The sequence below is a fragment of the Campylobacter australis genome, assembly GCF_050586305.1.
Lineage (GTDB): Bacteria > Campylobacterota > Campylobacteria > Campylobacterales > Campylobacteraceae > Campylobacter_A.
This window is the reverse complement of the sequence record NZ_JAXUAA010000003.1, coordinates 137,147-161,471: the sequence shown is the minus strand read 5'-3', so window position 1 is coordinate 161,471 and position 24,325 is coordinate 137,147. Positions and strand designations below refer to the sequence as shown.

The following is a 24,325-nucleotide window of genomic DNA, read 5'->3' as shown; positions in this document are numbered from 1 at the left end:
TTTCCAAGCTATTTGACTACGATAAAAGATGTTTTGATGTGTTAAATCTGCTAATTGCTGTTCGTGACAAAAATACAAGTGTATTAAATGCAAGTAATAAAATCACAACACTTGAAAGCTATTTTGAAAGTAGCAAAAAGGTTTATGAATTTTTTTGCGAAACTGGCTTGGAGGAAATTTTTACAAACGCTAAAATCAAAAATTTAGATGATTATGTTTTTGGCATTGAGGTTGGGCTTGATAGCAATGGACGCAAAAATCGTGCTGGAAAGATGTTTGCAAATATGATTTCAGAAATTTTTAATTGTGAAAATATTTGTTTTCAAATCACTTTTGCCAAGCAAAAAATTTAGAGTATTAAGCTTGATTGAGATTTTTTGTAAATTTTCATCACATTTGTTAAAGTCTGTAAAATAGCTCAACCTTGCATTTGTCTTGCGAAGTTGTCTTAAAAAATCATCAAAATTTGTCAAATTCAAACCCATAAAATATCCTAAATTCTAAATCATTCTTTCAAAATTTTAAACTCAACACTCAAAAAATCCCCCGCATCAAGCACTATCTCAGAATCATCATAAGCCTTTTTTGCGATCATACACGCCTCTTGCTGATCTTTGGCTTTAATTTTTATAGTTTTTACCAAAATTTCACTGATTTGTATCTCAAATTCTCTCATATCGTGCCGCATAGCGCCTGACTTTCTTTGTTTATATGGTCTTAAATACTTTCATAATCGACAAATTTAACATTTGATTTGTGTCATTAGCTTCAAAATACCTTTGCCCACTTATCAAACCAAATACTCCTGCAAGCTCTTGACATCATAGGCTCTGCCACTTTGAAGCGATCTGATCGAATTTGCGGCGACAAGTGCTGCACGGATTGTCGTAAAATATGGTAACTTAAACCGCATGATATTTTGGCGAATTTTCTTACCGTCTTCATAGTTTGACTTACTATCGCTTGTATTTATAACCATCGCTATATCGCCGTTTTTAAGCTTATCTTCGATATTTGGGCGACTCTCGCTGATCTTATAGACAAACTCCGCCGTTACGCCGTTTTCGTTTAAAATTTTATGCGTTCCGCCAGTAGCGATGATCTTAAATCCAAGTGCGATAAGATCCTTGGCAAGAGTCGCCGCATAAGGCTTATCAGCATCCGCTAAGGTCAAAAAGACATTTCCGCTGGTTGGCAAGATATTTGATGCGGCAAGTTGAGATTTAGCAAATGCACTATCAAAATTTGCACTCACGCCCATAACCTCACCTGTGCTTTTCATTTCAGGTCCTAGGATAAGGTCAGCACCGCTTAGTTTATTAAATGGAAATACCGCCTCTTTTACGCAGTAATGCGGCTGCTTTTTGGCGATCAAAACGCCATCTACTTCATCTAGGACGCCGTATTTATCGTAAAATTTCAGTGCCTCACGCAAATTACCCTGCCACATCACTCGAGTGGCGACCTTGGCGATTGGCATACCTGTGGCTTTACTTACAAATGGCACGGTGCGGCTTGCTCGCGGATTTACCTCGATCATATAAAGCTCGTTCTCATAAATCGCAAACTGGATATTCATAAGTCCCACAACGCCTAAATTTAAGGCTATATCACGAGTTTGGGCTCTTACTTTTGCTATCATCTCATCATTTAAACTCATCGGCGGTAACATACAAGCGCTGTCCCCTGAGTGGATGCCAGCTTCTTCGATATGCTCCATAATGCCAGCCACATAAACCTCTTTGCCGTCGCTTACCGCATCGACATCAAGCTCGGTGGCGTCTTGTAAAAATTTATCCAAAAGTACTGGTGAGTTGTTGCTGACATTTACCGCTTCACTCATATACTCACGCAGTTCAGACTCACTATGCACGCGTCTCATTGCACGACCGCCAAGAACATAACTAGGACGCACAAGTACTGGGTAGCCGATAGCCGCTGCTTTTTTTATCGCTTCTTCTTCGCTTGTAGCAGTGTCGTTTTTAGACTGCAAAACACCGATCTTATCGATAAACTCACTAAATTTCTTGCGGTCTTCGGCGATATCGATCGTCCTAGCGGTAGTTCCTATGATTTTTGCACCCCAGATACTTAGGCGTTTGGCAAATTTTAGCGGTTTCTGACCGCCAAAATGCACGATCACTCCATCTGGGTTCTCTCGCTCGATCACGCTTTTTAGATGCTCAAAATCGATCGGTTCAAAGTAAAGCACATCGCTCGTGTCATAATCAGTGCTAACCGTTTCTGGATTGCAGTTATACATTATCGTTTTTACACCAAGATCACGCAGTGCAAAGCTTGCATGCACACAGCAATAATCAAACTCAATGCCCTGTCCTATGCGGTTTGGTCCGCCACCAATGATCATAACTTTTTTGGCGCTATCATTAGGTGTGGTTTGTGGTGGAAGTTTTGTGATATTAGTCGTGGAGTAAAGATATGGCGTAAGTGCCTTAAACTCGCCACCACAAGTATCTACTTCGTTGTATTCTAGCGTGATACCAAGCTTAGTTCTAGCGTAGTAAATGTCATTTTGGCTAAGCTCTAGGTTGTCTTTTTCATTTATCAAAAGTGCAATCATCTTATCCGAAAAGCCCATAGTTTTTGCAGTGCGGAGTAAATTTTCATCGTTTAAAATATCCATATCAATGCGGTTTTCAAACTCAACTATCTCAGAAATTTGGTGTAAAAACCACGGATCGATTTTAGAAAATTCATGTATCTCACTTACGCTTAGTCCAGCTCTAAACGCCTCAGCGACCATGAGAATTCTACGCTCATTTGCATTTCTAAGCCCAAAAATAAGGTCATCTTTACTTAATTTTAGCCTGTTAAATCCAGCTAAATCACGCTCCAAGCTACAAAGTGCCTTTTGAACGCTCTCTTTAAATGTCCTGCCTATCGCCATAACCTCACCCACAGACTTCATCGCGGTGCCTAGATATGGACTTGAGCCAGGGAATTTTTCAAAGGTAAAGCGTGGGATTTTAGTAACTATATAATCAATCACTGGCTCAAAACTAGCCGCCGTGCCCGTGATGTCGTTTTTGATCTCATCAAGGCTAAATCCAACAGCAAGAAGTGTAGCTACCTTTGCTATAGGATAGCCTGTGGCTTTGCTCGCTAGGGCAGATGAGCGAGAGACTCTTGGATTCATCTCGATAACTATCATGCGACCAGTTTTTGGGTGGATAGCAAACTGGACATTGCTTCCGCCCGTATCAACGCCGATCTCACGAAGTATCGCAAAGCTTGCATCTCGCATGACTTGATACTCTTTATCTGTTAGCGTTAGGGCTGGAGCTACCGTGATACTATCGCCCGTATGCACGCCCATAGGATCGAAATTTTCGATAGAACAAACGATTATACAGTTGTCATTTTTATCTCGTATGACCTCCATCTCATACTCTTTCCAGCCAAGCAAGCTCTCTTCGATGAGAATTTCATTTATCGGGCTAGCACTTAATCCAAGCTCAGCAAGCTCCTTAAACTCATCTATATTATAAGCCACACCACTACCTGCACCGCCAAGAGTAAAACTAGCTCTAATCATCAGCGGAAAGCCAATCTCTACCGCTGCTTTCATCGCCTCATCAAAGCTGTGAGCGTATGCAGACTTTGGCAAGTCCATACCGATCTTTTTCATAAGCTCTTTAAAAATTTGCCTATCTTCGCCCTTTTTTATCGCCTCTGGATTTGCGCCTAAAAATTTTACATCACCAAGCACTCCATCTTCATAAAGCTGCATAGCGACATTGAGTGCAACCTGTCCGCCCATGGTAGGCAAGATAGCATCTACATTTTCCTTTTTGATTATTCGTTTAATGCTCTCTTTACTGATTGGCTCGATGTAAGTCGCATCGGCAAAGTCTGGATCGGTCATGATCGTCGCTGGGTTTGAGTTTATAAGTACAACGCGGTATCCGAGCTCTTTTAGCGTCTTTGTTGCTTGCGTTCCAGAGTAGTCAAATTCGCATGCCTGACCGATAACTATCGGTCCTGAGCCGATTAGCAAAATAGTTTTGATATCCGTTCTTTTTGGCATTATTTATCCTTTATCACTACATATAAAAAATTTGGCGTCATAGCCTTCATATATGGCTCCACTATAGCACTGTAATACGAGCTCTCCTCAATCACTTCCGTTACCTTTCCTACTGGCACACCGCTAAAAAATATACCATCAAGACCACTTGTAAAAACCTCATCACCAATATTTACACTAAGCCATTGTGGTATAAATTTTATAACAACACCATTTTTTGTGCCGTGCGCCATACCTGGGATTTGCTTATCTCCTATAAACACAGCAAATATACTTTTTGGATCATTTTGTAAAAGTGCAAGCGGCTTGCCATCTTTTTGAACAAGCACGCCCGCACTGTTTCCTTGATATATCAGTCCATAAATTTTACTCTCATTAAAGTCGCTAAATCCACCAACATAAAATTTACTATAATCGCCCATATTCGCATAACTTAACGCACGCACAAGCTTAACACGAGGGTCATACTTGGTAGCGTTTTTGTCTTTTAAGACGGTATTTAACTCATTTGCAAATGTCGCTAGAAGCGTCGCTGAACGCTCAAGCTCTGCATTTTGCTGTTTTAGCTTTTCTATCTGGGAAGCCTGTGAAAAGTGCTTACCAATGCTATCTTTTACAGACTGGGCGAAATTTAGATAGAGGCTAACGACTGAGTTGCTAAGATCAGTCGTAACTCTTGAAATTTCAGAGCCTTTATAGATAGATAGAGCTATTAGCCCTACAACGAAGATAAAAAATAAAATTTTAGTCTTCATTGCTTAGTTGTTGAAGCAGTCCTATCTCTTCTAATGCCTTTCCAGTGCCTCTTGCAACAGCCAAAAGTGGCTCATCAGCCACACTTACTGGAAGTTTTACAATATCTGAAAGATATTTGTCTAGTCCTCTTATAAGCGCGCCACCACCAGTTAGCACAACACCATTTTCAACGATGTCTCCAGCAAGATCAGGCGGCATCATCTCAAGAACAGTCTTTAAAGCGTCCGCCATCTCTTTTAATGGCTCTCTCATTGCCTCTCTTACATCTTCGCTAGTTAGCTCAATACGACTTAAAAGACCTGTCATTTGATCACGCCCTTTAACTACGATATTTAGCTCTTTTTCAAGCGGAACAGCAGATCCAACTGAAATTTTTATCTCTTCACCTGTTCGCTCTCCAACTAGCAGATTATACTTCTCTTTTATATAATTTACTATGCTAGCATCTATCTTATCGCCTGCTGTGCGGATAGACTTACTAATAACAAGACCACCAAGAGAGATAACACCTATCTCTGTTGTTCCGCCACCAATATCCACAACAAGGCTTCCTTGTGGCTCACGCACTGGTAAGTCAGCTCCTATTGCTGCTGCCATTGGCTCTTCTATAAGAAAAACCTCTCTGGCACCAGCGCTTAAAGCACTCTCTCTAACCGCCTTTCGCTCAACTTGCGTAAGACCATAAGGCACTGAGATGATTATACGAGGGCGTAAAAAGCTCTTTCTGCGGTGAGTTTTTTCGATAAAGTAGCGTATCATCTTTTCAGTCATATCAAAGTCAGCTATAACGCCGTCGCGCATAGGTCGGATAGCCTCTATATCACCCGGGGTTTTACCGACCATCTCTTTTGCAGCCTGTCCTACGGCTAGAATTTTTTGTTTACCATATTTTTCACGCTGAACAGCAACAACGCTTGGTTCGTTTATAATAATACCCTTATCTTTTACCAGCACAAGCGTATTTGCCGTGCCTAAGTCGATACCCATATCGCTTGAGAAAAAACCAATAAGTTGATCAAATAACATCTTTTTCCTTTAAATTTTACTACTTTACATAAACTGGCTTTGCGCCCCTTTTAACAACATCATCATTTATGACAACCTCATATCCACTAAGCTCTGGAAGCTCATACATAGTCTCTAGCATGACATTTTCAATGATAGACCTAAGACCTCTTGCTCCAGTTTTGCGCTCTATAGCCTGCTCAGCTATCGCCTCAAGTGCCTGTATATCAAATTTTAAACTTGCATTATCAATAGCAAATAGTTTTTGATACTGTTTTACAATGGCATTTTTAGGCTCGGTAAGAATTTTTATCATATCATCTTTGTCAAGCTCTCTTAAAGTAGCCACAACATGAAGTCTGCCAATAAGCTCAGGGATAATACCAAAATGAACTAAGTCAGTGCTTTCTAGCAGACTTAAAAGCTCATCTTTTTCTTGCTTTGAGCGTTTATCTTGAGTAAAGCCAAGCACATTTTTACCAACTCTACGCTCAATAATCTCCTTAAGCCCATCAAATGCACCACCACAAACAAATAAAATATTTTGCGTATTTATCTGGATAAATTCTTGATTAGGATGCTTTCTGCCGCCCTTTGGAGGGATATTTACAAGACTTCCTTCGATTATTTTTAGAAGTGCTTGCTGAACACCCTCCCCTGATACATCGCGAGTTATCGAGCGGTTTTCACTCATTCTAGCTATCTTATCTATCTCATCGACAAAAACTATCCCCTGCTCAGCTCTTTTTACATCGCCATCTGCTGCCTGAAGTAAGCGAGTCAAGATATTTTCAACATCTTCGCCAACATATCCCGCCTCTGTTAGACTTGTAGCGTCGCAAATAGCTATAGGAACATCTAAAAATTTAGCCAAAGTCTGAGCCATCAGTGTTTTTCCACTACCAGTTGGACCGACAAGGAGTATATTTGACTTTGAAATTTCTGTATCATCCTTTATATCTGTTTGTTTAAAAATTCTCTTATAATGGTTATAAACACCGACGCTAAAGACCTTTTTAGCATGCTCTTGTCCGATAACATAACTATCTAAAACAGCCTTTAAATCCTTTGGTGTAATGTTTTGAAAGTCAGCTCTTACAGGCTCATCATCGCCTTCGCCCCTAAAAAGGTTATACGCTGCACTTGCACACTCTTCGCATATAAATGCACTATCATCTTCATTGTGTAAAAGTTTTTCTTCATTTGTCTCAAATTTCCCACAAAAGCTACATCTATTTACCATTATTCTCGTCCTTTTGCAAGTGGGATACCTCGAGCGGTGTGGAGTATAAACTCGCACATTTTGCGTACATTCAGGCTACTTGTTTTTGCGATAAGCTCATTGGCTTGCTCTTTTATGGCTATTCCGTGATTAAATAAAAATTTATACGCACTTACTAGCTCTTCAACTTCAGCCTTATCAAATCTTCTACGAATTCCTACCAAGTTTAAGCTTCTAATGTAGGCGCGGTTGCCCTCAGCCAGACAAAACGGCACAACATCTTGGCTAAGCGCACTGGCGCCAGCTATCATGCAGCTTTCACCGATTTTAACAAACTGATGCACTGGCGTTAAACCGCCTACAACGGCATAATCACCCATCTGCACATGTCCTGCTAGAGTGGCGTTATTTGCTAGGATAACATTATTTCCGATTATGCAGTCGTGTGCGATGTGGCAATACGCCATGATAAAGGCATTATCACCGATACGAGTGATACCATCACCCTTGTGTGTGCCTGAGTTTATCGTGCAAAACTCGCGAATAGTTGCATTTTTGCCGATAATAACTCCTGTATTTTCCTCGTCGCGATAGCTAATATCTTGCGGAATATCGCCCACGATCGCGTAGCTATAAATTTTACCGCCATCACCAATGCTAGTTTTTCCTAAAATTCTCGCACCTTGCTTTATCGTGACATTTTCGCCAAGTACCGCATCGCGGCTTACATAAGCGTAGGCTTCGATGTTTGCGCCATCGCCGATTATCGCGCCGTCTTCAACGACAGCTGTTGGATGTATATTTTTCATAACTTTGCCTTATTTATCAACGATCATTGCTTTTAGCTCTGCCTCAGCGCAAAGCACATCATCAACATAGGCTTTGCCCTCAAGCACCCAAATATTGCCTTTATGTTTTAATACGCTTAAGCGGTACTCTAATCTGTCGCCTGGGCGTACTGGATGGCGAAATTTTGCTCCATCGATACTCATAAAATACACGACCTTGTTTTCAATGCCTGCTTGATGCTCATCGCTCATAGACTTAAACGCAAGCACTCCGCCAGCTTGCGCCATGCCCTCTATGATCATCACGCCCGGATATATCGGATGATCTGGGAAGTGCCCCTGAAATATCGGCTCTCCAATAGTTACATTTTTATACGCTACGATATCTTGGGCGGGTGTGATCGCAGTAACGCGATCGATGAGTAAAAACGGAAATCTATGCGGGAGAATTTTTTGTATCTGAACAACATCTATCACTTTTGTGCCTTTGTAATGTTTGAAATTTTGCTAGATTGTAGCTAAAATTTGCTAAGAAAAAGATTATTTTAAAGGTTCTCGTATTATTATTTGTAAAATTTTTAAAGGATTTGTATGAGAGATTTACAAGGTAAAAAAGTCGATTTTAACGCATTAATAGCAGGCAAAAACTCAATTGTTTTACTGCTACCAAAGATCGGCGCAAGTGCGAAATTTCTTCCGGCTGAGTATGAAAATTTTGCTGGACTTACAGGCTGTTCTAATCAGTGTATGGCATATCAGAGTGAGCTTGCAAATTTTTGCCAAAAAGGCTATGAAATTTACGCCATTAGCTCACTTGATGTTATGGCTATGGCGGAGTTTAAGGCGTCAATTGGGGTTGATTTTGAGTTTTACTCGGATGCTGAGTTTGAGCTTGAAAATTTACTAGCCCTAAAAACGCTTAAAAGTGGCGACGGCAAGAAATTTTACCACCGCCAAACGCTTATTTTTAAAAATGGTAAGCTGGCAAAACGACTAGAATTTATAGCCAAGCCAAATGAAGATGCTAATAGTGTTTTAAATATGATATCCTAAAAGTAAATGACATAGATGAAGCGTTGCCATTTGCGCCTGATAAGAGATGATACTGACTTGCAGTGGCGACTGGAGCATATTCGGTATAAAAATGCACTCTTGCAAATACTTCGCAAACCTATTTCACCTAAATCACAGCAGAAACGAAAGAGAGCACGAGTATAAGGCAAATATGATCTTAATCAAAGAAAAACAAAACAAAGGTGAGTTTTGGGCAAAAGATAGCGTGATAAAATCAAGCTAAGAATTTACTTGAGCCAAAAGACCTTGTATCTCTTCAAGGCTAAATTTGTCCTCTGAGTTTTGACGCAAAAAGTCATACATATAGTCTTTTTTTGAGATAGCATTATCAAGCTCTTTGTCATTGCCACGCTGGTATGCCCCGATACGAAGCAAAATTTCATTTTCTTTTAAAAGCGAATAAAGGCGCTTAAATTTCATAGCATCAGCCTTGTGAGCCTTATTTATAACGTCACCCATAACACGAGATGCGGAATTTTGTATATTAATTGGGGGATAAATTCCAAAGTCTGTTAATTCACGACTTAGTACTATGTGCCCATCTAAGATAGAGCGACTTTGATCAGCGATTGGATCACTCATATCATCACCCTCGACTAGTACCGTAAAAAACGCTGTTATCGAGCCCTTGCCCTCTTCCTTACCAGCACGCTCCATAAGCTGTGGCAAAAGCGTAAGCGAGCTTGGTGGATAGCCTTTTGAAGTAGGTGGCTCGCCGAGTGCAAGCCCTATCTCGCGCTGCGCCATGGCAAATCTTGTCACACTATCCATGATAAAAAGTACATCAAGCCCCTGCTCTTTAAAGTACTCAGCAACGCTCATCGCACAAAATGCACCGTATTTACGCATTAATGAGCTATCATCACTAGTGGCTACGATGACAACTGTTCCAGCTAGGTCGCCACCTAAATTTTTCTCTATAAACTCAGGCACCTCGCGCCCTCTTTCGCCAATGAGCGCGACAACTTTTATAGGAGCTAGCGTATTTTTTACTATCATGCCCATAAGTGTTGATTTACCAACGCCAGAGCCAGCAAAAATTCCAAGCTTTTGACCTTTACCACAAGTAAGAAGCCCATCTATAGCCTTTATCCCAACGCTAAAAGGCTCATTTATAAGCCCACGCTTCATGGCATCTATGGGTGCGCGCATTATAGGCATAAACTCTGTCGTATCTATTAAGCCTTTACCATCCACTGGACGCATAAAAGGATCTACAACTCGTCCCAGCAAAGCCTCTCCAACTGGGATATTCATACCCTGATCGCTCGCATAGACAAAGTCGCCTATCTTAAAACCCTCAACAAAGCCAAATGGGCTTACATAGCTTATAGTATCGCTAACTTGCGTAACCATACCAAGACCATCTTTACTCTTATCTTTAGCGACAATATTTACTATGTCGCCTATACTTGGGCGAAGTCCCGTGATCTCTATCGTAGTAGCACTTATCTTAACGATAGTACCAAAGATATTTGAGAGCGGTATATGCTCGTTTTGTAACTTATAATTTAGGCGCGCTAAGCTCAAAAGCGATGTTCCTTTGGTGAGTTTATAAGCGAGAAAAACTCTTTTCTTGTCTCGCCATTTTTCATAAATGCTCCGCGCAATGCAGATGTAGTCGTAGTTGAGTTTATCTTTTGCACTCCCCTCATTTCAACACACATATGCCTAGCCTCAACAACTACAGCAACACCTTTTGGGCGTATGACCTCCTCAAGCGCAGTGGCTATTTGCTCTGTCATTTGCTCTTGTATCTGCAATCTCCTTGCAAATACATTTACCATGCGTGGTATTTTGCTTAGCCCAACAACCTTGCCATTTGGTATATAAGCCACATGAACCCTCCCTATAATAGGCAACAAATGATGCTCACAAAGGCTGTAAAATTCTATATCTCGTATCACAACCATCTCGTTGTTGCTACTTTCAAAAAGCGCATCGCCTAAAATCTCATTTGGATCTTGCTCATAACCGCTTGTTAAAAACTTAAATGCCTTAAACACGCGCTCTGGAGTTTTTATAAGTCCTTCGCGATTAACATCCTCACCTATTATTGTTAACATATTTTTGACTGAATTTTCAAAACTTTCTTGCATTTTTTCTCCATATTTTTATCTGCTTATTCTAATAAAAAACGCCTTTTGAAACTATAAATTTCAAAATTAAGGAAAATTTTGCTATATTTTTACTTAAATTTTTTATAAAAAAGGAAGTAAATGCAAATCACAACCAAAGCAATCGACAGCGTAAATAGCGAAGTTGTCGCAAAAGTAAGCGCACAAGAACTAAAAGTAGCGCTTGAAAAGCTAGCAAAGCAAGCTAGCAAAAATATGAAAATAGACGGCTTTAGAAAGGGTCATGTGCCAGCAGCAGTCGTTATGAAACGATATGGAGCAGAGCTTGAAAAAGACGCAGAACAAGAGATATTTAAAGACATTTTAACAAGTGCTCTAAAAGAACTTAATAAAACAAACACTGATGTTATAGGCGAGCCGACAGTAGATAAATTTGAGCGCAATGACAACGGCGCAGATGTGACAATGACCATATCATTTAAACCAGTTGTTGATATTACTGGATATGAGGCTATTATCCCTGAATTTTCAACGCCAAGAGTACTTAAAAAAGATATTGATGAGAAGAAAAATGAAATTTTAAAAATGATGGCTCCCCTTGAAACTGTCGAGAAAAAACGCGCACTTAAAAATGGCGACTTTGCAAAATTTGACTTTGAGGGCTTTGTAGATGGTGTTGCATTTGATGGTGGCAAGGCTGAAAACTATGTGCTGGAGATTGGTTCAGGTCAGTTTATTCCGGGCTTTGAAGATGGTATGATAGGGCTAAAACCAGGCGAAGAAAAAGATGTAGAAGTTACTTTCCCGGCTGAGTATGGAGCACAAAATTTAGCAGGCAAGCCAGCTATTTTTAAAGTAAAACTACATGAAATTCAAGAGCGAAAAATCCCTGAAACTATCGATGAAAATACATTAAAAGCTATTATACCAAATGAAGAAAAACCAACAGAAGAGCTACTAGAAGAGCGTATAAAAGAGCAAATTAGAAGTGAAAAAATGGCAACTCTAATCAACGAAGATCTAAAGCCAAAATTTGCTGAAGCTGCGGTTGAGAAGTATAAATTTGATATTCCAAAAAATATCGTCGAGCAAGAGATTGATATGCAATTTAGAAACGCTTGGGCTGGCTTTAGCGAAGATGAGATGAATAAATTTAGAGATGACCGCGATGCGCTTATGAAAAAGCGTGAAGAGTTTCGCAAAGATGCAGAAAATAGCGTTCGTCTAACATTTATCATCGATGAGCTAGCACGCGTAAGAGATGTAAAAGTAAGCGATCAAGAGGTTATTCAAGCGGTGTATTTTGAAGCTTACAGAAGCGGTCGTGATCCAAAGCAACACCTTGATATGTATCGCCAGCAGGGCATGCTACCAGCGATTAAGATGTCGATGATCGAAGAGAAGTTATTTAACGAGATGTTTAATAAAGAGGAAAAAAAGTCAAACAAAAAAGCTGAAAAAGCCGATGAGAAGGCTGAGTAATGAGCTATTACGTTCCTGTTGTAGTTGAGCGTACAAGCAAAGGCGAGCGAAGCTACGACATCTACTCGCGCCTTTTAAAGGATCGCATCATCATGCTAAGTGGCGAGATCGAGGACGGCATGGCCTCTGCCATCGTCGCCCAGCTACTTTTTTTAGAGGCAGAAGATCCAGATAAAGACATATATCTATACATAAATAGTCCTGGCGGCGTAGTAACAAGTGGCTTTAGCATATACGACACTATGAACTACATAAAGCCTGATGTATGCACGATTTGCATTGGTCAGGCGGCTAGCATGGGTGCATTTCTTCTAAGCTCTGGCGCAAAAGGAAAGCGCTATGCACTCACAAATTCACGCATTATGATACATCAACCATTAGGTGGTGCTAGAGGTCAGGCAACTGATATAGAGATCCATGCTCGTGAAATTTTGCGCTTAAAAGATGTTTTAAATGCTACATTGGCTAAAAATACTGGTCAAAAACTAGCAAAAATTGTAAAAGACACCGAGCGCGATAACTTTATGAGTGCAGCCGAAGCCAAAGACTATGGTCTAATAGATAAAATTTTAGAAAAGAGTTTTAAATAAGGCAATATCGTGGTAAAGATAGATAGTAGCAAAAGGCGTGAAAATGTACGCATAACAGGCGATAGTCTGCATATAGGACCACAAAAAGAGCAAGAAAATAATATCTTTGAATTTTCTCAAAGTGTCCTAAATGAGCTAAATCAAAACAATATACCATCTATACCAAGCAACTACTCTATCTACTTTGACAAGTTGCTTGATGAGCGTGGAGATGAATTTAAGCAAAAGCTTGGCAGCGCGCTAGACTTTTATGCAGAAGATAGTGCCTCAATGCAACATGATGGACAAATTTATATTGAAAAAGAGATAAAACATAGCTTTGGTCAGATAAAAAGTATGCTTCAAGCCGTGGCTCTTATATATAAAAATTTAGCACTTATGAAAGGTATTGCCAAAAAACATCTTAGCACACTTCAAAGCAACACGGATATCCTTGCCACACAAAATGTCATAAGCACTTTTAATGAAGATTTACTAAAACTATCTGTTCTAATGGATAAACATGTTGATGTTATTAAAATAAACTACGAAGAGATAGGTAGAATATTTAAAAATATCGAAGAGCAAGCCGTTTATGACTCGGTCTTTGATGTTTATAATAAACGCTTTTTACTAGGCGCCATGCAAACCGAAATAGACTCTGTTAAACGCTACGGATATAAGTCATCTTTTATGTTGCTGCGCCCTAGTGTTATGAGCTTTTCTGGTATGCAAAATTTATCTGAAAAAAGCACAATGCTAAAAACTCTAGCCAACACACTACAAAAAACATCAAGACAAAGCGATATCATAGCGCACTATGGAGATGGTGTATTTGCTATTATAATGAAGCACACTGACATCTCTGGCGCAAAGCTAGCAAGCAATAGAATTCTAAAACTGCTATCAAACATAAATGTCAAGCAAAATGACCAAGAAATTTCGTTAGAAGTACAAATGGTAGCTAACTCTTTAACAAAACAAAAAAGCAGGGAAGAGGCACTCTCAGAAGCTATCGATATGCTTGAAAACAACCCAACCGCTACCGAACCAATAATAATGGAATCCGAATGATCCTTGAAATTTTAACCTATCCAAACAAAAAGCTCTTTACTCGTTCTCAAGAGGTAACGGAGTTTAATAGCGAGCTACATAAGCTACTTGATGATATGTATGAAACGATGCTAAATAGCCAAGGCATAGGTCTTGCAGCGATACAAGTAGGTATAGCAAAACGAATTCTCATTATAAATTTAGTAAATGAAGATGGCGAGCAAAACAAAGCTGACTTAATTGAGATTATAAACCCAGTTTTTGAGCTAAAACAAGGAGAGACTACCTTTCAAGAGGGCTGCTTAAGTGTGCCTGGCTATTATGAAGATGTCAAACGCGCAGAGTTTGTAAGAGTGAGGTATCAAGATAGATTTGCAAACGAGAAAGTCATAGAAGCAGATGGGCTTTTGGCTATCGCACTACAACACGAAAATGACCATTTGGATGGACACCTTTTTATCGAGCGTATCGGTTTTAACAAGCGTAAAAAATTTGATAAAGAGTACAAAAAAAACAAGCAAAAAGATAAATGAAGTCCCTAAAATGCGCCACATACCTAGACGGACTACACATCGTAGATGTTGAGTCAACTTTTTCTCGTGGTTTGCCAGGTTTTAGCATAGTAGGACTTGCTGGAAGTAGCATAAAAGAGAGTAGTGAGCGTGTAAAGTCTGCTCTTTTGGCTCTAAATTTTAGTTTTCCAGCACAAAAAATCACAATAAACCTCTCACCATCAGATATACCAAAAAACGGATCGCATTTTGACCTTGCTATTGCGCTGCTTATAGCACTAGAGCGTAAAGAAAGCTTAGAAAAGATATTTGTCTTTGGCGAGCTTGGGCTTGATGGCAGCATAAAATCAACAGCAAATTTGTTTTCACTTTTGCTATTTTTAAGCACAAAGGTACAAAGTGCAAAAGTACTTGTGCCAAGCTCTATCGCACACAAAGCCTCAGCTATACCAAATCTTGAAATTTATGGGGTTAGCTCGCTAAATGATGCTATAAATTTTTTAAAAGATCACAACTTTGCTGAAACTTGTAAGCATGAAAACTCACATGAAATTTTTAAAAATACTATTGAGATTGAAGGTGAAAAATATCTGCCAAATCAAAATTTTACACTTGATTTTGCAGATATTTTAGGACAAACTAGAGCCAAAAGAGCCTGCTTGATAGCTGCTGCTGGCATGCACAACATCATCTTTGAAGGTAGTCCTGGGTGCGGAAAAAGCATGTGCGCTAAGCGACTTGTATATATCATGCCGCCACAAAGCCTAAAAGAGGTTTTAAGCGCTGCGGCATACCGCTCACTAAACCTACAAGATAGCGAATTTAGCTCCATTAGAGCCTTTCGTGCGCCACACCACACAAGCACTAAAAGCTCAATATTTGGCGGTGGATCAAATATTGCAAAAATAGGCGAGATAGCTCTTGCAAATGGGGGTGTGCTCTTTTTTGATGAATTTGTACATTTTCCAAAACAGCTCATCGAAAGTCTGCGTGAGCCATTAGAAGATCATAAAATTCACATCTCAAGAGTAAATTCTAAAGTTACTTACGAGACAAAATTTCTCTTTGCTGCCGCACTAAATCCATGCCCATGTGGCAAACTTTTCTCAAAAGAGCTAACTTGCACTTGCACACAAAGCGAGATAAATCGCTACAAGTCGCGCCTTTCAGAGCCCATACTTGATCGTATCGACCTTTATGTACAAATGGATGAAGTAGCTTCAAACGACCGTGCTGATGTAAGCTCTAAAGAGCTTCATGAGCAAGTTTTAAAAGCTTTTAAATTTTGTAAAAAACGAGGACAAGCTGAGAGCAACGGAAAACTAAACGATGCAGATGTGACTAAATTTTGCCTACTTCAAGACGAAGCAAAAGAGATGCTAGAGCTTGGGATTAAGCGTTTTGCGCTCTCTCAACGAGGCATTAAAAAAATACTAAAAGTAGCTCGCACGATAGCTGACTTAGAGCAAAGCCAGCTCATTGAAAAAACGCATATCATCGAAGCCCTAAGCTTTAGAACTAAGCGAGATAGTATATGAAAAAACTTTTTTTAAACACAAAAAAACTTGATGAAAGAGCCATAAATTTAGGGCTTAGTGATGAAATTTTAATAGAAAATGCTGCAAATGCTTTAGCCAAGCACATTTGCAAGCGTATCAAAAAAGGCAGTAAAATTTTGGCTATTGCCGGCAAAGGAAATAACGCTGCAGACGCTATAGCCACGCTTAGAATCTTAGCCAAAAAATATAAGTGCGAAGTATATTTGCACTTTGATGAACTAAATGATATGTCAAAATTCCAGCTAAATGCAGCACAAAATTTTGGTGTAAAAATTTCAAAAGATTTAAGCACCGCTATAAAAGATGCAAAGTGTATTATAGACGGACTTTTTGGTTCTGGACTTAACAAAAGCTTAAATCAAAAAGAAGCTGAGATTATAAATAGACTAAACCACTTCAAGTCCTATAAAATCGCCTGCGACATTCCAAGCGGACTAAATGAAAGTGGGCAAATTTTAGGTGCGTGCTTTAAAGCTGATGCTACTATCACAATGGGAGCACCAAAGCTGGGGCTTTATTCTGATCTCGCAAAGGATTTTGTAGGACATATAAAAGTTGCCGATCTTGGCATAAGTAGGGCAAATTTTGAAGGTACGGCAGATGGGTATTTGCTAACTAAAAAAGAGCTTAAACTACCATTTCGAACACGAAAAAATACAAACAAAGGCGACTTTGGTCACGCAGCCTTTATAAATGGCACATTTAACGGAGCTTGCGAGCTAGCCGCGCTTGCTGCAAGTGGTATTGGTGCAGGACTTGTAAGCGTTATCTCTCAAAGATCTTTAGCTCTTGATGCGTCTATCATGCAAACCACCAAGATAACTTCTAAAATGAATGTCGTAGCCCTTGGCATGGGGCTTTGCGAAAATAATATAAACAACATAGACTTTAAAAGCCTAAAAAATAAAAAACTAGTCCTTGATGCTTCACTTTGTAGAAGTGATAAAATTTTTGATATTTTAAACAAAGAGTGTGTTTTAACACCGCACCCTGCTGAGTTTTGCTCTCTTTTGAGTATGGCCAACATTGCGAATTTAAGCATAAAACAGCTACAAAATGAGCGTTTTAAATATGCAAAAATATGGAGCAAGAAATTTAAGTGTGTGCTGGTTTTAAAAGGCGCAAATACTATCATAGCTAAAAATGGGCGTCTTTTTATCATGGCTAAAGGCAATAGCTCGCTTGCTAAAGGTGGTAGTGGCGATGTACTTTCAGGGCTTATAGCTGGACTTTTAGCTCAAGGTTTTAGCCCACTAAGAGCCGCTATCACAGCAACTTTAGCCCACGCACAAGCAGCAAGAAATTTTAAAGCAAATAGCTACGCACTCACACCAAACGACATCATAAAGGGGATAAAATGGTTAAAAAACGCATAGCCGTACTTTTTAGCGGCAATGGATCAAATTTACAAGCGATATTAGAGCAGATTCATAACAAAGTTTTTAATCAAATACATATAGAGGTTGCGCTAACTATATGTAACAAGCCAGACGCCTACGGTATCACAAGAGCAAAGAATTTTGGCATCAAAACGATAATAATAGAAAACAAAAACTTTAGTTCAAGAGAGGAGTTTGATAAAGTTTTAGTTGAGCAAATAAAACTTAATAACATTGACCTAGTAGTTCTTGCTGGTTTTATGAGAATTTTAACACCTGTTTTTACAACACAGATAAAAGCCATAAACTTGCACCCATCTATACTTCCACTTTTTAAAGGCGCACATGCCATAGATGAAAGCTTTCATAGTGACATGCAAATAGGTGGTGTGAGCGTACACTGGGTTAGCGAAGAGCTTGATGGTGGCAAACTTATCGCTCAACGCGCATTTGAGCGTGAAAAAGATATGAGCAAAGAGGCTTGGAAGGATAAAATTCACGCCATAGAGCATGAAATTTTACCACAAAGCATAGTTAAAATTTTATGCGAACAGCAGTTTTAGTTTTTACTAAAACTGCTTAAATTTTGACACTAAAAGTCAAAAACCCAAAACAAAAATAATCCAAGTAAAATTCTATATATCACAAACGGCGTCATGCTGGCACGAGATATAAGGGTTATAAAGAGCTTAACGCATACATAAGCACTTATGGCGCTGATGATAACACCGAGTCCAAGCTCATTAAATGCTACTGACTCGTTACTTTTTACAAGCTTTAGCGTCTCAAGCCCACCTGCAAGAACTATGATAGGTATGGATAATAAAAATGAAAAATTTGCACTTGCAACACGAGAAAAACCAAGCAAAAGTGCCGCACTCATAGTTACACCAGAGCGCGAAACGCCTGGGATTAAAGCTAATGCTTGAGCAAGTCCGATAATAAGAGCTATAGTGATAGTTATGTTATATTCGTTTTTTGATCCGGCCTTATTATCTGCAAAATACAAAACAAGTCCAAAAACTATAGTCGTAGTAGCAATAACCAGCGGATCTCTAGCATAGGCTACTATAAAATTATGAAAAACTAGTCCAAAAATCCCAGCTGGTATCGTACCAAATATAACTGCCCAAACTACATTACTGTCGCCAACCCTTTTACGCTCTTTTATAGAAGCAAAGAAGTCTAAAAGTAGCTTTAACAAACTATCTTTAAAGTAAAATAATATAGCAAGCAAAGTACCTACATGCACAGCAACATCAAACGCAAGCCCTTGATCACTCCAGCCTAAAAGCTCAGGCACAAGCACAAGATGTGCTGAGCTTGAGATCGGTAAAAACTCGCTAATACCCTGAATCAGGGCAAGAACTATAATCTGTAAAGTATCCATAAGTGCCTTTTAGTTTTAAAAATTTTAGCCTTTTGGACATTAAATTTTACGCCCAAAAGTGAGATTAGCCTAAATTTTTAATGAAATTTGCTAGTTTTTGTGGCTCAAAACCAAAATGATCAAACAGTGCTTCTGCCTTGCCACTTTCGCCAAAACTCTTCATGCCATAAATTTCATCAGCAAATTTATACCACTCAAATGCACTTGCCGCCTCGATGGCTACGACTTTTGTTGCTGGATCAAAAATTTGCGCTATATACTCTTTTGACTGCTCGCAAAGCAGATCAAAACAAGGCGCAGATACGACATTTGCGCCAATACCGCTAGCTTTTAAAATTTCAGCCGTTTTTACCGCAAGGCTTACTTCGCTACCGCTGGCAACGAGCGTAAATTTCGGCGCATCTGAGCGTTTTAGCAAGTAAGCTCCATTTGCTACGCTGCCAAAATTTTTCTCACCAAGCGGCTCCAATCCCTGACGAGAGCAGACAAAGGCTGACGGGGCATCTAGCTTAAGTGCTGCTTTCCAGCATTCAACATTTTCATTTCCGTCGGCTGGGCGAAATGTATAAAAATTTGGCATCGATCTAAACTGCGCTAGTTGCTCGATAGGTTGATGTGTCGGACCATCTTCGCCGACACCGATGCTATCGTGTGTAAGTATAAAAAAGTGCTTCACGCCCATAAGTGCTGCGATACGCGCGCTTGGTTTTAAATAGTCGCTAAATATAAAAAATGTCGCCGAATACGGCAAAAACAAGCCATAGCGCGCAAACGCGTTGTTTATCGCTGCCATCGCATGCTCTCTGATGCCGTAGTGAAGGTTTTTACCGTATGGGAAGTCGCCTGCGTCTTTTAGCTCGCTTTTGTTTGACGGACCAAGATCTGCTGAGCCGCCAACTAGACCTGGGACTGCCTGCGCTATGGCGTTTAAGATCGCTCCGTTGCTATCTCTAGTTGCCACCTTTTTACCAGTAAAATCTGGATATGAAATTTTAGAAAAATCAGGATTTAAAAGGCTGTCTAAAAGTGATTTTTTCTCGCTATCAAGCGTTTGAAGCTGTTTGTTCCATTCAGCTTGCGCCAAGTCACCAAGCTCGATGGCTGCGCGGAAGCGAAGCAATACATCCTCATCAATAGCAAATTTTTGTTCAGGGTCAAAGCCAGCTGCCACCTTTGCCTCTTTGATAAGCTCTTCACCAAGCGGCGCACCATGGCTGTGGTGGCTTCCTTCAAGTTTTAAAGCTCCTTTTGCAATCGTCGTATTTGCTATGATTAGATATGGTTTTTCTTTATTTTGCGCCTCGTTTAATGCAAACTCAATCTCGTCAAAATCATGTCCATTTATGCGCGCAACATCCCAGCCCTGCGCCTCAAAGCGAGCCTTGATGTTCTCGCTCCATGCCACGCCCGTATCGCCCTCTATCGTGATGTTGTTTGAATCATAAATCAGCACTAAATTATCAAGAGCATGATGTCCAGCCAGTGAGCAAGCCTCGTAGCTTATGCCCTCTTGCAAGTCGCCATCTCCGCAAAGGCAGTAAATTTTATGGTCTATTATTTTATTTTCTTCAGTGTTTAGTAAATTTGCGGCATATTTTGCAGCCATAGCAAAGCCAACAGCGTTTGCCACACCCTGTCCTAGCGGTCCAGTGGCTACTTCTACACCAGCTGTGTGTATCTCAGGATGACCTGGTGTGTTTGAGCCAAGTTGGCGAAATTTTTTAAGCTCATCAAGACTTAAGTCATAACCTGTCAAGTGTAAAAAGCTATACACAAGCGAGCTTGCATGACCGCCTGAAAATACTAGCCTATCGCGGTTTAGCCACTTTGGATCTTTTGGATTGTGCTTTAGTTTTTGGCTTAGAGCAACTATGATATCAGCTAGCCCCATCGGCGCGCCAGGATGTCCGCTGTTTGCTTGCTGAACCATATCAGCACAGAGAAATCTTATCGTATCGGCTTGTTTTTTTAGCATATTTAACCCTTTAAATGTTTATTTATTAGCTCATTTATAACTTGTGAAATGCCAGAATTTAGGCTTTTACACTCATTTTGTATATCTTTTATCAAGATATCTCGCTCACCCCTCGTGCCATCAATACCAAGCAAATTTGTAAATGAGTTTTTACTCTCATCATTTTTAGTAGGCTTACCAGCCTCATCACTTGTCGCCGTAGCGTCTAGTAAGTCGTCATGTATCTGAAATGCAAGCCCAAGCTTTATGCCTAGTTCATAAATTTTATCGCATTTTTGGCTATCGCAACCAGCTATCAATGCGCCTATTTTTAAGCTTGCGGCGATTAGTTTTGCAGTTTTGTGAATGTGTAAAAATTTTAACTCATCAAGCTCAAGTTTTTTATTTTCAAAAAAACAATCAATAGCCTGCCCAAGTACCATGCCGCTCACTCCAGCATTTTGGCTTAAAATTTCAACGCACTGTATACGAATTTCAGCACTAAAATTTGAGCGTGAAATTTCATAAAAAGCATGTGTATTTAAAGCATCTCCAACAAGTATAGCAGTAACCTCATCATATCTTTTATGTATGGTAGGCTCACCACGCCTTAAAGCAGAATCATCCATAGCTGGCAAATCATCGTGTATAAGCGAATAAGTATGCATAAGCTCCACGGCTAGCGCCACCCTCATAGCATCGTCAGTAAGTTCTGCAGAAAGAGCGTCTACCACACCAAGTAAAAGCGATGCCCGAAAGTGCTTACCTCCAGCAAGCAACATACAAGAAAGAGCGTCATTGTAGTGAGGATGAAAACTACTTGCAGATGGTAAATTTTGTTTTAAAAACTTACTAAATTTCTCATTCATCTTTGGTTGACTCTGGAGAAAAAGTTAAAGTCATTTCGCATAAATAAAAGCAAGAAGCTCTTTTCAAACGGCACTGCGTCAAAAAGCTCCTTACGAGTTTTATACTCCTTTAAATCAAGCTGTAAAATTTTATCTCCGACAGCTACACCAAATGCAGCAGCTTGGCTATCTTCTATGACTTTTTTAACGATTAAATTTCTATCTATTAAGATACCATATCGTTTTAAAATTTGCGCTCCAGCCGACGGATCATCATAGTTTTCTTCTATCTCAACCACTGGCTCACTATCTTTAAAAAGTTCAGCAAGCGCTAAATTAACGGCTGGAGTAGCGTTGTTTTCACTCTCTTGTATGACTAAAGATTTCGCACCACTTATCTCTCCAGATACAGGCACCATTAATGAAACTTCCTCACCATCTCGCCAGACTTTTATATTTAGCACAGCGCCTTTGGGAGCAAAAAGTATCATCTCATTTAATGCACGCAAACTAGACGGCTCAATGCCGTTTATGCTTAAAATTTTATCTCCAACCATCAAAGCTTTGCCCCTGCCTATTGGATCAGACGAAACTACAAAAAAGCCCTTTTCATTTTGTGTAAAAACCACACCTATATCCCCATAATAAACATCATCATAAGCAGAAAAATGCTTTAAATAGCGATTTGGGATAAATTTATCGCTACCGATCGCGATACCAACCATCTTGCAACAAGCCGAGTTTAGCTCGCCAGTTACATTGCTATCAAAACTAAGGGTGTCAAAGTCGCCTAGATTTACGCCCAGGGACTTGATATGCCCTATTAGGGTGTTGTTATTATCACTCAAAATTCCCACCCAAGTGCTTTTGTTTATCTGCGCTTCATTAGTCTCATCGGCTAAAGTAGGCACTTCTAGTGTTACCGCTGAACGAACCAAATAAAGCCCTAAGTACGGGTCAAATTTTACATAATCATTTAAATTTGTCTTAGAGGTTTTTATAATGGCTATTAAATTTGGCGCTATGGCAACACCATAGTTGCCATTAACTGTTACTATCGAGCTTTTGTTTTTTACATAGCATGCATGAAAGTCATCTTGCGTAGGTCGTGGAGCAGCAAGCAAAATACCACAAAATAGTGTAAAAAGCAAAATTTTTCTCATAGTTTTAGCCCACCAAGCATGCGCGATGCCATCGCTTTTTTATCGTCATTTACTGCTTTTAGAGCGTCATTGATAGCGCTAATTAGCAAAATTTGCATACTCTCTTTATCATCAAGCAGGCTATCATCTATACTAATGTCTAAAATTTCCCCCTTGCCATTTGCGCGAACACTAACAAGACCTCCGCCGCTTTTTGCACCGTATTCTTTTGCTTCGCTTTGAGCTTCTAGCTCCTGTGCTTTTTGCTGAGCTTGGGCAAGCATTTCACCCATTTTTGAAAAATCAAAATCTTTAAACATTATAAAAACCTTTAAATTTTGCCAAATTATAACAAAAAAAGATTAAAATTTTATATGAAATTAAAATTTAAACTTTGCTTAAAGCTATTTTATGTATAATCCAAAGTTTAAAAATTTTTAGAATTTAGAGGAATTTATGGCAAAAGATGATGTTATAGAGATTGACGGGAATGTGGTCGAAGCCCTTCCTAACGCAACTTTTAAGGTCGAACTAGACAACAAGCATGTGATACTCTGTCATATCGCTGGTAAAATGAGAATGCACTATATAAAAATAATGCCCGGAGATCGTGTAAAGGTTGAACTCACGCCTTATAGCCTAGATAAGGGTCGCATAACTTATCGCTACAAATAGTCTTTTGATTGCCTTACTGTTTTATGTGGTGTTGAATTTTAAAATTTAAACTCGACAGACTTCATGTCTAGTCTAAATTCAGCAATGCTTAGCAAATTTTATTATCTAATATTTCGCTACAAAAATTCTTTAAGCTATACATAATAAAAATTTCGGTATAATCCACGCTTTGCAACAAAGCTGTATGAAGAATTGTTTTCAAAGCCACCACTTGTTTTGAAAATAGTTGGTTTGTAAATCCTAAAATTTCACAAACCTGTGTGCAGTTTGCTAAAAAAGTGGAATAAATTTTTTAGGAGACACAATGAAAGTTCGTCCTTCTGTAAAGAAGATGTGTGACAAGTGCAAAATTGTCAAACGAAGCGGTATCGTACGCGTTATCTGCGAAAATCCAAAACATAAGCAAAGACAAGGATAAGCAATGGCACGTATAGCAGGTGTAGATTTACCAAACAAAAAGAGAATAGAGTATGGCCTTACATACATCTATGGTATAGGTCTTTACAAATCTCGTCAAATTCTTGACGCAGTTAAAATTTCTTATGACAAGCGCGTTCATGAGCTAAGTGAAGATGAGGCTGCGGCTATCCGTAAAGAGATCCAAGAAAACCATATGGTTGAGGGTGATCTTAGAAAGCAAATCGCTATGGACATAAAAGCACTTATGGATCTTGGTAGCTACCGTGGTCTTCGCCACAGAAAAGGCTTGCCTGTTCGTGGTCAAAAGACTAAGACAAACGCTAGAACTCGCAAGGGTAAGCGTAAAACTGTCGGCGCAGCGACTAAGTAAT

28 protein-coding genes are annotated in these 24,325 nt (G+C 39.5%); 13 read left to right on the top strand and 15 right to left on the bottom strand.

From position 1 onward, the window contains the following. The first annotated feature begins 38 nt into the window (after positions 1 to 38). Entirely contained in the window at positions 39 to 353 is a 315-nt protein-coding gene (locus tag U5B17_RS05920) for a DpnII family type II restriction endonuclease (RefSeq protein ID WP_430804439.1), read from the top strand. Here the strand turns inward: U5B17_RS05920 and U5B17_RS05915 are convergent. The 8 genes from U5B17_RS05915 to fabZ all read right to left on the bottom strand — a co-directional run bounded on the left by U5B17_RS05915 (position 291) and on the right by fabZ (position 8,296). Beyond that, positions 291 to 485, bottom strand: a complete 195-nt coding sequence (locus U5B17_RS05915; RefSeq protein WP_430804438.1) for a DpnII family type II restriction endonuclease — start codon at positions 483 to 485, stop codon at positions 291 to 293. The genes U5B17_RS05920 and U5B17_RS05915 overlap by 63 nt on opposite strands. 20 nt (positions 486 to 505) lie before the next feature. Further along, entirely contained in the window at positions 506 to 676 is a 171-nt protein-coding gene (locus U5B17_RS05910; RefSeq protein ID WP_430804437.1) for a DpnD/PcfM family protein, read from the bottom strand. Between the two features lie 114 nt (positions 677 to 790). Beyond that, positions 791 to 4,048: a carbamoyl-phosphate synthase large subunit gene (carB, locus tag U5B17_RS05905; RefSeq protein WP_430804436.1), complete on the bottom strand. Its 3,258-nt coding sequence runs from the start codon at positions 4,046 to 4,048 to the stop codon at positions 791 to 793. Continuing rightward, positions 4,048 to 4,803: a rod shape-determining protein MreC gene (gene mreC / locus U5B17_RS05900; protein ID WP_430804435.1), complete on the bottom strand. Its 756-nt coding sequence runs from the start codon at positions 4,801 to 4,803 to the stop codon at positions 4,048 to 4,050. The genes carB and mreC overlap by 1 nt, the downstream gene beginning before the upstream one ends. Then, positions 4,793 to 5,830, bottom strand: a complete 1,038-nt coding sequence (locus tag U5B17_RS05895; protein ID WP_230056792.1) for a rod shape-determining protein — start codon at positions 5,828 to 5,830, stop codon at positions 4,793 to 4,795. Before U5B17_RS05895 ends, mreC begins: the two co-directional genes overlap by 11 nt. Before the next feature lie 19 nt (positions 5,831 to 5,849). Next, positions 5,850 to 7,052, bottom strand: a complete 1,203-nt coding sequence (gene clpX / locus U5B17_RS05890; RefSeq protein WP_430804434.1) for an ATP-dependent Clp protease ATP-binding subunit ClpX — start codon at positions 7,050 to 7,052, stop codon at positions 5,850 to 5,852. Continuing rightward, on the bottom strand, positions 7,052 to 7,840 hold the full coding sequence (lpxA, locus tag U5B17_RS05885; protein WP_430804433.1) for an acyl-ACP--UDP-N-acetylglucosamine O-acyltransferase: 789 nt from the start codon (positions 7,838 to 7,840) through the stop codon (positions 7,052 to 7,054). The genes clpX and lpxA overlap by 1 nt, the downstream gene beginning before the upstream one ends. 9 nt (positions 7,841 to 7,849) lie before the next feature. Beyond that, on the bottom strand, positions 7,850 to 8,296 hold the full coding sequence (fabZ, locus tag U5B17_RS05880) for a 3-hydroxyacyl-ACP dehydratase FabZ (RefSeq protein WP_430804432.1): 447 nt from the start codon (positions 8,294 to 8,296) through the stop codon (positions 7,850 to 7,852). A gap of 114 nt (positions 8,297 to 8,410) precedes the next feature. Here fabZ and U5B17_RS05875 point away from each other — a divergent pair, with 114 nt between their 5' ends. Together U5B17_RS05875 and U5B17_RS05870 are read left to right on the top strand one after the other, a co-directional pair. Continuing rightward, positions 8,411 to 8,872, top strand: coding sequence for a redoxin domain-containing protein (locus tag U5B17_RS05875; RefSeq protein WP_430804431.1), 462 nt, complete (start codon positions 8,411 to 8,413; stop codon positions 8,870 to 8,872). Positions 8,873 to 8,918: 46 nt separating this feature from the next. Continuing rightward, a complete protein-coding gene (locus U5B17_RS05870) occupies positions 8,919 to 9,116 on the top strand; it encodes a hypothetical protein (protein WP_430804430.1) in 198 nt (65 codons plus the stop codon). On the opposite strand, the gene fliI is transcribed toward U5B17_RS05870, so the two are convergent. Together fliI and folE are read right to left on the bottom strand one after the other, a co-directional pair. Next, the gene (gene fliI, locus U5B17_RS05865; protein WP_430804429.1) at positions 9,113 to 10,423 is read right to left on the bottom strand and encodes a flagellar protein export ATPase FliI; all 1,311 of its coding nucleotides are present in this window, start codon (positions 10,421 to 10,423) and stop codon (positions 9,113 to 9,115) included. The two genes, U5B17_RS05870 and fliI, sit on opposite strands and share 4 nt — an antisense overlap. Next, positions 10,420 to 10,992, bottom strand: coding sequence for a GTP cyclohydrolase I FolE (folE, locus tag U5B17_RS05860; RefSeq protein WP_430804428.1), 573 nt, complete (start codon positions 10,990 to 10,992; stop codon positions 10,420 to 10,422). Before folE ends, fliI begins: the two co-directional genes overlap by 4 nt. A gap of 120 nt (positions 10,993 to 11,112) precedes the next feature. On the opposite strand from folE, the gene tig reads away from it, so the two are divergent. The 7 genes from tig to purN are packed head-to-tail and all read left to right on the top strand — an operon-like array spanning position 11,113 to position 18,088. Beyond that, positions 11,113 to 12,453, top strand: a complete 1,341-nt coding sequence (gene tig / locus U5B17_RS05855) for a trigger factor (RefSeq protein ID WP_430804427.1) — start codon at positions 11,113 to 11,115, stop codon at positions 12,451 to 12,453. Continuing rightward, positions 12,453 to 13,043 (top strand): ATP-dependent Clp endopeptidase proteolytic subunit ClpP, encoded by a 591-nt coding sequence (gene clpP / locus U5B17_RS05850; RefSeq protein ID WP_430804426.1) that lies wholly within the window; start codon positions 12,453 to 12,455, stop codon positions 13,041 to 13,043. The genes tig and clpP overlap by 1 nt, the downstream gene beginning before the upstream one ends. Positions 13,044 to 13,052: 9 nt before the next feature. Beyond that, on the top strand, positions 13,053 to 14,096 hold the full coding sequence (locus tag U5B17_RS05845; protein ID WP_430804425.1) for a GGDEF domain-containing protein: 1,044 nt from the start codon (positions 13,053 to 13,055) through the stop codon (positions 14,094 to 14,096). Next, on the top strand, positions 14,093 to 14,608 hold the full coding sequence (gene def / locus U5B17_RS05840) for a peptide deformylase (RefSeq protein WP_430804424.1): 516 nt from the start codon (positions 14,093 to 14,095) through the stop codon (positions 14,606 to 14,608). The genes U5B17_RS05845 and def overlap by 4 nt, the downstream gene beginning before the upstream one ends. Continuing rightward, positions 14,605 to 16,125, top strand: coding sequence for a YifB family Mg chelatase-like AAA ATPase (locus U5B17_RS05835; RefSeq protein WP_430804423.1), 1,521 nt, complete (start codon positions 14,605 to 14,607; stop codon positions 16,123 to 16,125). Before def ends, U5B17_RS05835 begins: the two co-directional genes overlap by 4 nt. Further along, positions 16,122 to 17,522 (top strand): NAD(P)H-hydrate dehydratase, encoded by a 1,401-nt coding sequence (locus U5B17_RS05830; RefSeq protein WP_430804422.1) that lies wholly within the window; start codon positions 16,122 to 16,124, stop codon positions 17,520 to 17,522. Before U5B17_RS05835 ends, U5B17_RS05830 begins: the two co-directional genes overlap by 4 nt. After that, complete coding sequence (gene purN, locus U5B17_RS05825; protein WP_430804421.1) at positions 17,504 to 18,088, top strand: phosphoribosylglycinamide formyltransferase; 585 nt, start codon at positions 17,504 to 17,506, stop codon at positions 18,086 to 18,088. Before U5B17_RS05830 ends, purN begins: the two co-directional genes overlap by 19 nt. Before the next feature lie 29 nt (positions 18,089 to 18,117). On the opposite strand, the gene U5B17_RS05820 is transcribed toward purN, so the two are convergent. The 5 genes from U5B17_RS05820 to U5B17_RS05800 form a co-directional block, all read right to left on the bottom strand. Further along, on the bottom strand, positions 18,118 to 18,915 hold the full coding sequence (locus U5B17_RS05820; protein ID WP_430804420.1) for an undecaprenyl-diphosphate phosphatase: 798 nt from the start codon (positions 18,913 to 18,915) through the stop codon (positions 18,118 to 18,120). Between the two features lie 64 nt (positions 18,916 to 18,979). After that, on the bottom strand, positions 18,980 to 20,890 hold the full coding sequence (gene tkt / locus U5B17_RS05815; protein WP_430804419.1) for a transketolase: 1,911 nt from the start codon (positions 20,888 to 20,890) through the stop codon (positions 18,980 to 18,982). 2 nt (positions 20,891 to 20,892) lie between these two features. Further along, positions 20,893 to 21,738 carry a polyprenyl synthetase family protein gene (locus tag U5B17_RS05810; RefSeq protein WP_430804418.1) on the bottom strand — a complete coding sequence of 282 codons (846 nt, stop codon included), beginning with the start codon at positions 21,736 to 21,738 and terminating at the stop codon, positions 20,893 to 20,895. Then, the gene (locus tag U5B17_RS05805; RefSeq protein ID WP_430804417.1) at positions 21,735 to 22,880 is read right to left on the bottom strand and encodes a DUF7488 domain-containing protein; all 1,146 of its coding nucleotides are present in this window, start codon (positions 22,878 to 22,880) and stop codon (positions 21,735 to 21,737) included. Before U5B17_RS05805 ends, U5B17_RS05810 begins: the two co-directional genes overlap by 4 nt. Further along, positions 22,877 to 23,179 carry a YbaB/EbfC family nucleoid-associated protein gene (locus U5B17_RS05800; RefSeq protein ID WP_430804416.1) on the bottom strand — a complete coding sequence of 101 codons (303 nt, stop codon included), beginning with the start codon at positions 23,177 to 23,179 and terminating at the stop codon, positions 22,877 to 22,879. Before U5B17_RS05800 ends, U5B17_RS05805 begins: the two co-directional genes overlap by 4 nt. Positions 23,180 to 23,315: 136 nt before the next feature. Between U5B17_RS05800 and infA the strand changes: the two genes are divergently transcribed. The 3 genes from infA to rpsM all read left to right on the top strand — a co-directional run bounded on the left by infA (position 23,316) and on the right by rpsM (position 24,324). Continuing rightward, positions 23,316 to 23,534 carry a translation initiation factor IF-1 gene (gene infA / locus U5B17_RS05795; RefSeq protein WP_009649712.1) on the top strand — a complete coding sequence of 73 codons (219 nt, stop codon included), beginning with the start codon at positions 23,316 to 23,318 and terminating at the stop codon, positions 23,532 to 23,534. Between the two features lie 304 nt (positions 23,535 to 23,838). Then, positions 23,839 to 23,952 (top strand): 50S ribosomal protein L36, encoded by a 114-nt coding sequence (gene rpmJ / locus U5B17_RS05790; RefSeq protein ID WP_169938237.1) that lies wholly within the window; start codon positions 23,839 to 23,841, stop codon positions 23,950 to 23,952. Between the two features lie 3 nt (positions 23,953 to 23,955). Further along, positions 23,956 to 24,324 carry a 30S ribosomal protein S13 gene (gene rpsM, locus U5B17_RS05785; protein WP_430804415.1) on the top strand — a complete coding sequence of 123 codons (369 nt, stop codon included), beginning with the start codon at positions 23,956 to 23,958 and terminating at the stop codon, positions 24,322 to 24,324. Position 24,325 lies beyond the last annotated feature (1 nt).

Bases quoted from the DNA above. Each gene is read 5' to 3' on its own strand.
- U5B17_RS05910 (WP_430804437.1), bottom strand. From the start codon at position 676: ATGAGAGAATTTGAGATACAAATCAGTGAAATTTTGGTAAAAACTATA.
- clpX (WP_430804434.1), bottom strand. From the start codon at position 7,052: ATGGTAAATAGATGTAGCTTTTGTGGGAAATTTGAGACAAATGAAGAA.
- U5B17_RS05895 (WP_230056792.1), bottom strand. From the start codon at position 5,830: ATGTTATTTGATCAACTTATTGGTTTTTTCTCAAGCGATATGGGTATC.
- carB (WP_430804436.1), bottom strand. From the start codon at position 4,048: ATGCCAAAAAGAACGGATATCAAAACTATTTTGCTAATCGGCTCAGGA.
- U5B17_RS05830 (WP_430804422.1), top strand. From the start codon at position 16,122: ATGAAAAAACTTTTTTTAAACACAAAAAAACTTGATGAAAGAGCCATA.
- def (WP_430804424.1), top strand. From the start codon at position 14,093: ATGATCCTTGAAATTTTAACCTATCCAAACAAAAAGCTCTTTACTCGT.
- purN (WP_430804421.1), top strand. From the start codon at position 17,504: ATGGTTAAAAAACGCATAGCCGTACTTTTTAGCGGCAATGGATCAAAT.
- rpsM (WP_430804415.1), top strand. From the start codon at position 23,956: ATGGCACGTATAGCAGGTGTAGATTTACCAAACAAAAAGAGAATAGAG.
- tkt (WP_430804419.1), bottom strand. From the start codon at position 20,890: ATGCTAAAAAAACAAGCCGATACGATAAGATTTCTCTGTGCTGATATG.
- U5B17_RS05915 (WP_430804438.1), bottom strand. From the start codon at position 485: ATGGGTTTGAATTTGACAAATTTTGATGATTTTTTAAGACAACTTCGC.
- folE (WP_430804428.1), bottom strand. From the start codon at position 10,992: ATGCAAGAAAGTTTTGAAAATTCAGTCAAAAATATGTTAACAATAATA.
- U5B17_RS05805 (WP_430804417.1), bottom strand. From the start codon at position 22,880: ATGAGAAAAATTTTGCTTTTTACACTATTTTGTGGTATTTTGCTTGCT.
- U5B17_RS05875 (WP_430804431.1), top strand. From the start codon at position 8,411: ATGAGAGATTTACAAGGTAAAAAAGTCGATTTTAACGCATTAATAGCA.
- rpmJ (WP_169938237.1), top strand. From the start codon at position 23,839: ATGAAAGTTCGTCCTTCTGTAAAGAAGATGTGTGACAAGTGCAAAATT.
- clpP (WP_430804426.1), top strand. From the start codon at position 12,453: ATGAGCTATTACGTTCCTGTTGTAGTTGAGCGTACAAGCAAAGGCGAG.
- tig (WP_430804427.1), top strand. From the start codon at position 11,113: ATGCAAATCACAACCAAAGCAATCGACAGCGTAAATAGCGAAGTTGTC.
- lpxA (WP_430804433.1), bottom strand. From the start codon at position 7,840: ATGAAAAATATACATCCAACAGCTGTCGTTGAAGACGGCGCGATAATC.
- U5B17_RS05810 (WP_430804418.1), bottom strand. From the start codon at position 21,738: ATGAATGAGAAATTTAGTAAGTTTTTAAAACAAAATTTACCATCTGCA.
- U5B17_RS05870 (WP_430804430.1), top strand. From the start codon at position 8,919: ATGATACTGACTTGCAGTGGCGACTGGAGCATATTCGGTATAAAAATG.
- U5B17_RS05835 (WP_430804423.1), top strand. From the start codon at position 14,605: ATGAAGTCCCTAAAATGCGCCACATACCTAGACGGACTACACATCGTA.
- U5B17_RS05820 (WP_430804420.1), bottom strand. From the start codon at position 18,915: ATGGATACTTTACAGATTATAGTTCTTGCCCTGATTCAGGGTATTAGC.
- mreC (WP_430804435.1), bottom strand. From the start codon at position 4,803: ATGAAGACTAAAATTTTATTTTTTATCTTCGTTGTAGGGCTAATAGCT.
- U5B17_RS05800 (WP_430804416.1), bottom strand. From the start codon at position 23,179: ATGTTTAAAGATTTTGATTTTTCAAAAATGGGTGAAATGCTTGCCCAA.
- infA (WP_009649712.1), top strand. From the start codon at position 23,316: ATGGCAAAAGATGATGTTATAGAGATTGACGGGAATGTGGTCGAAGCC.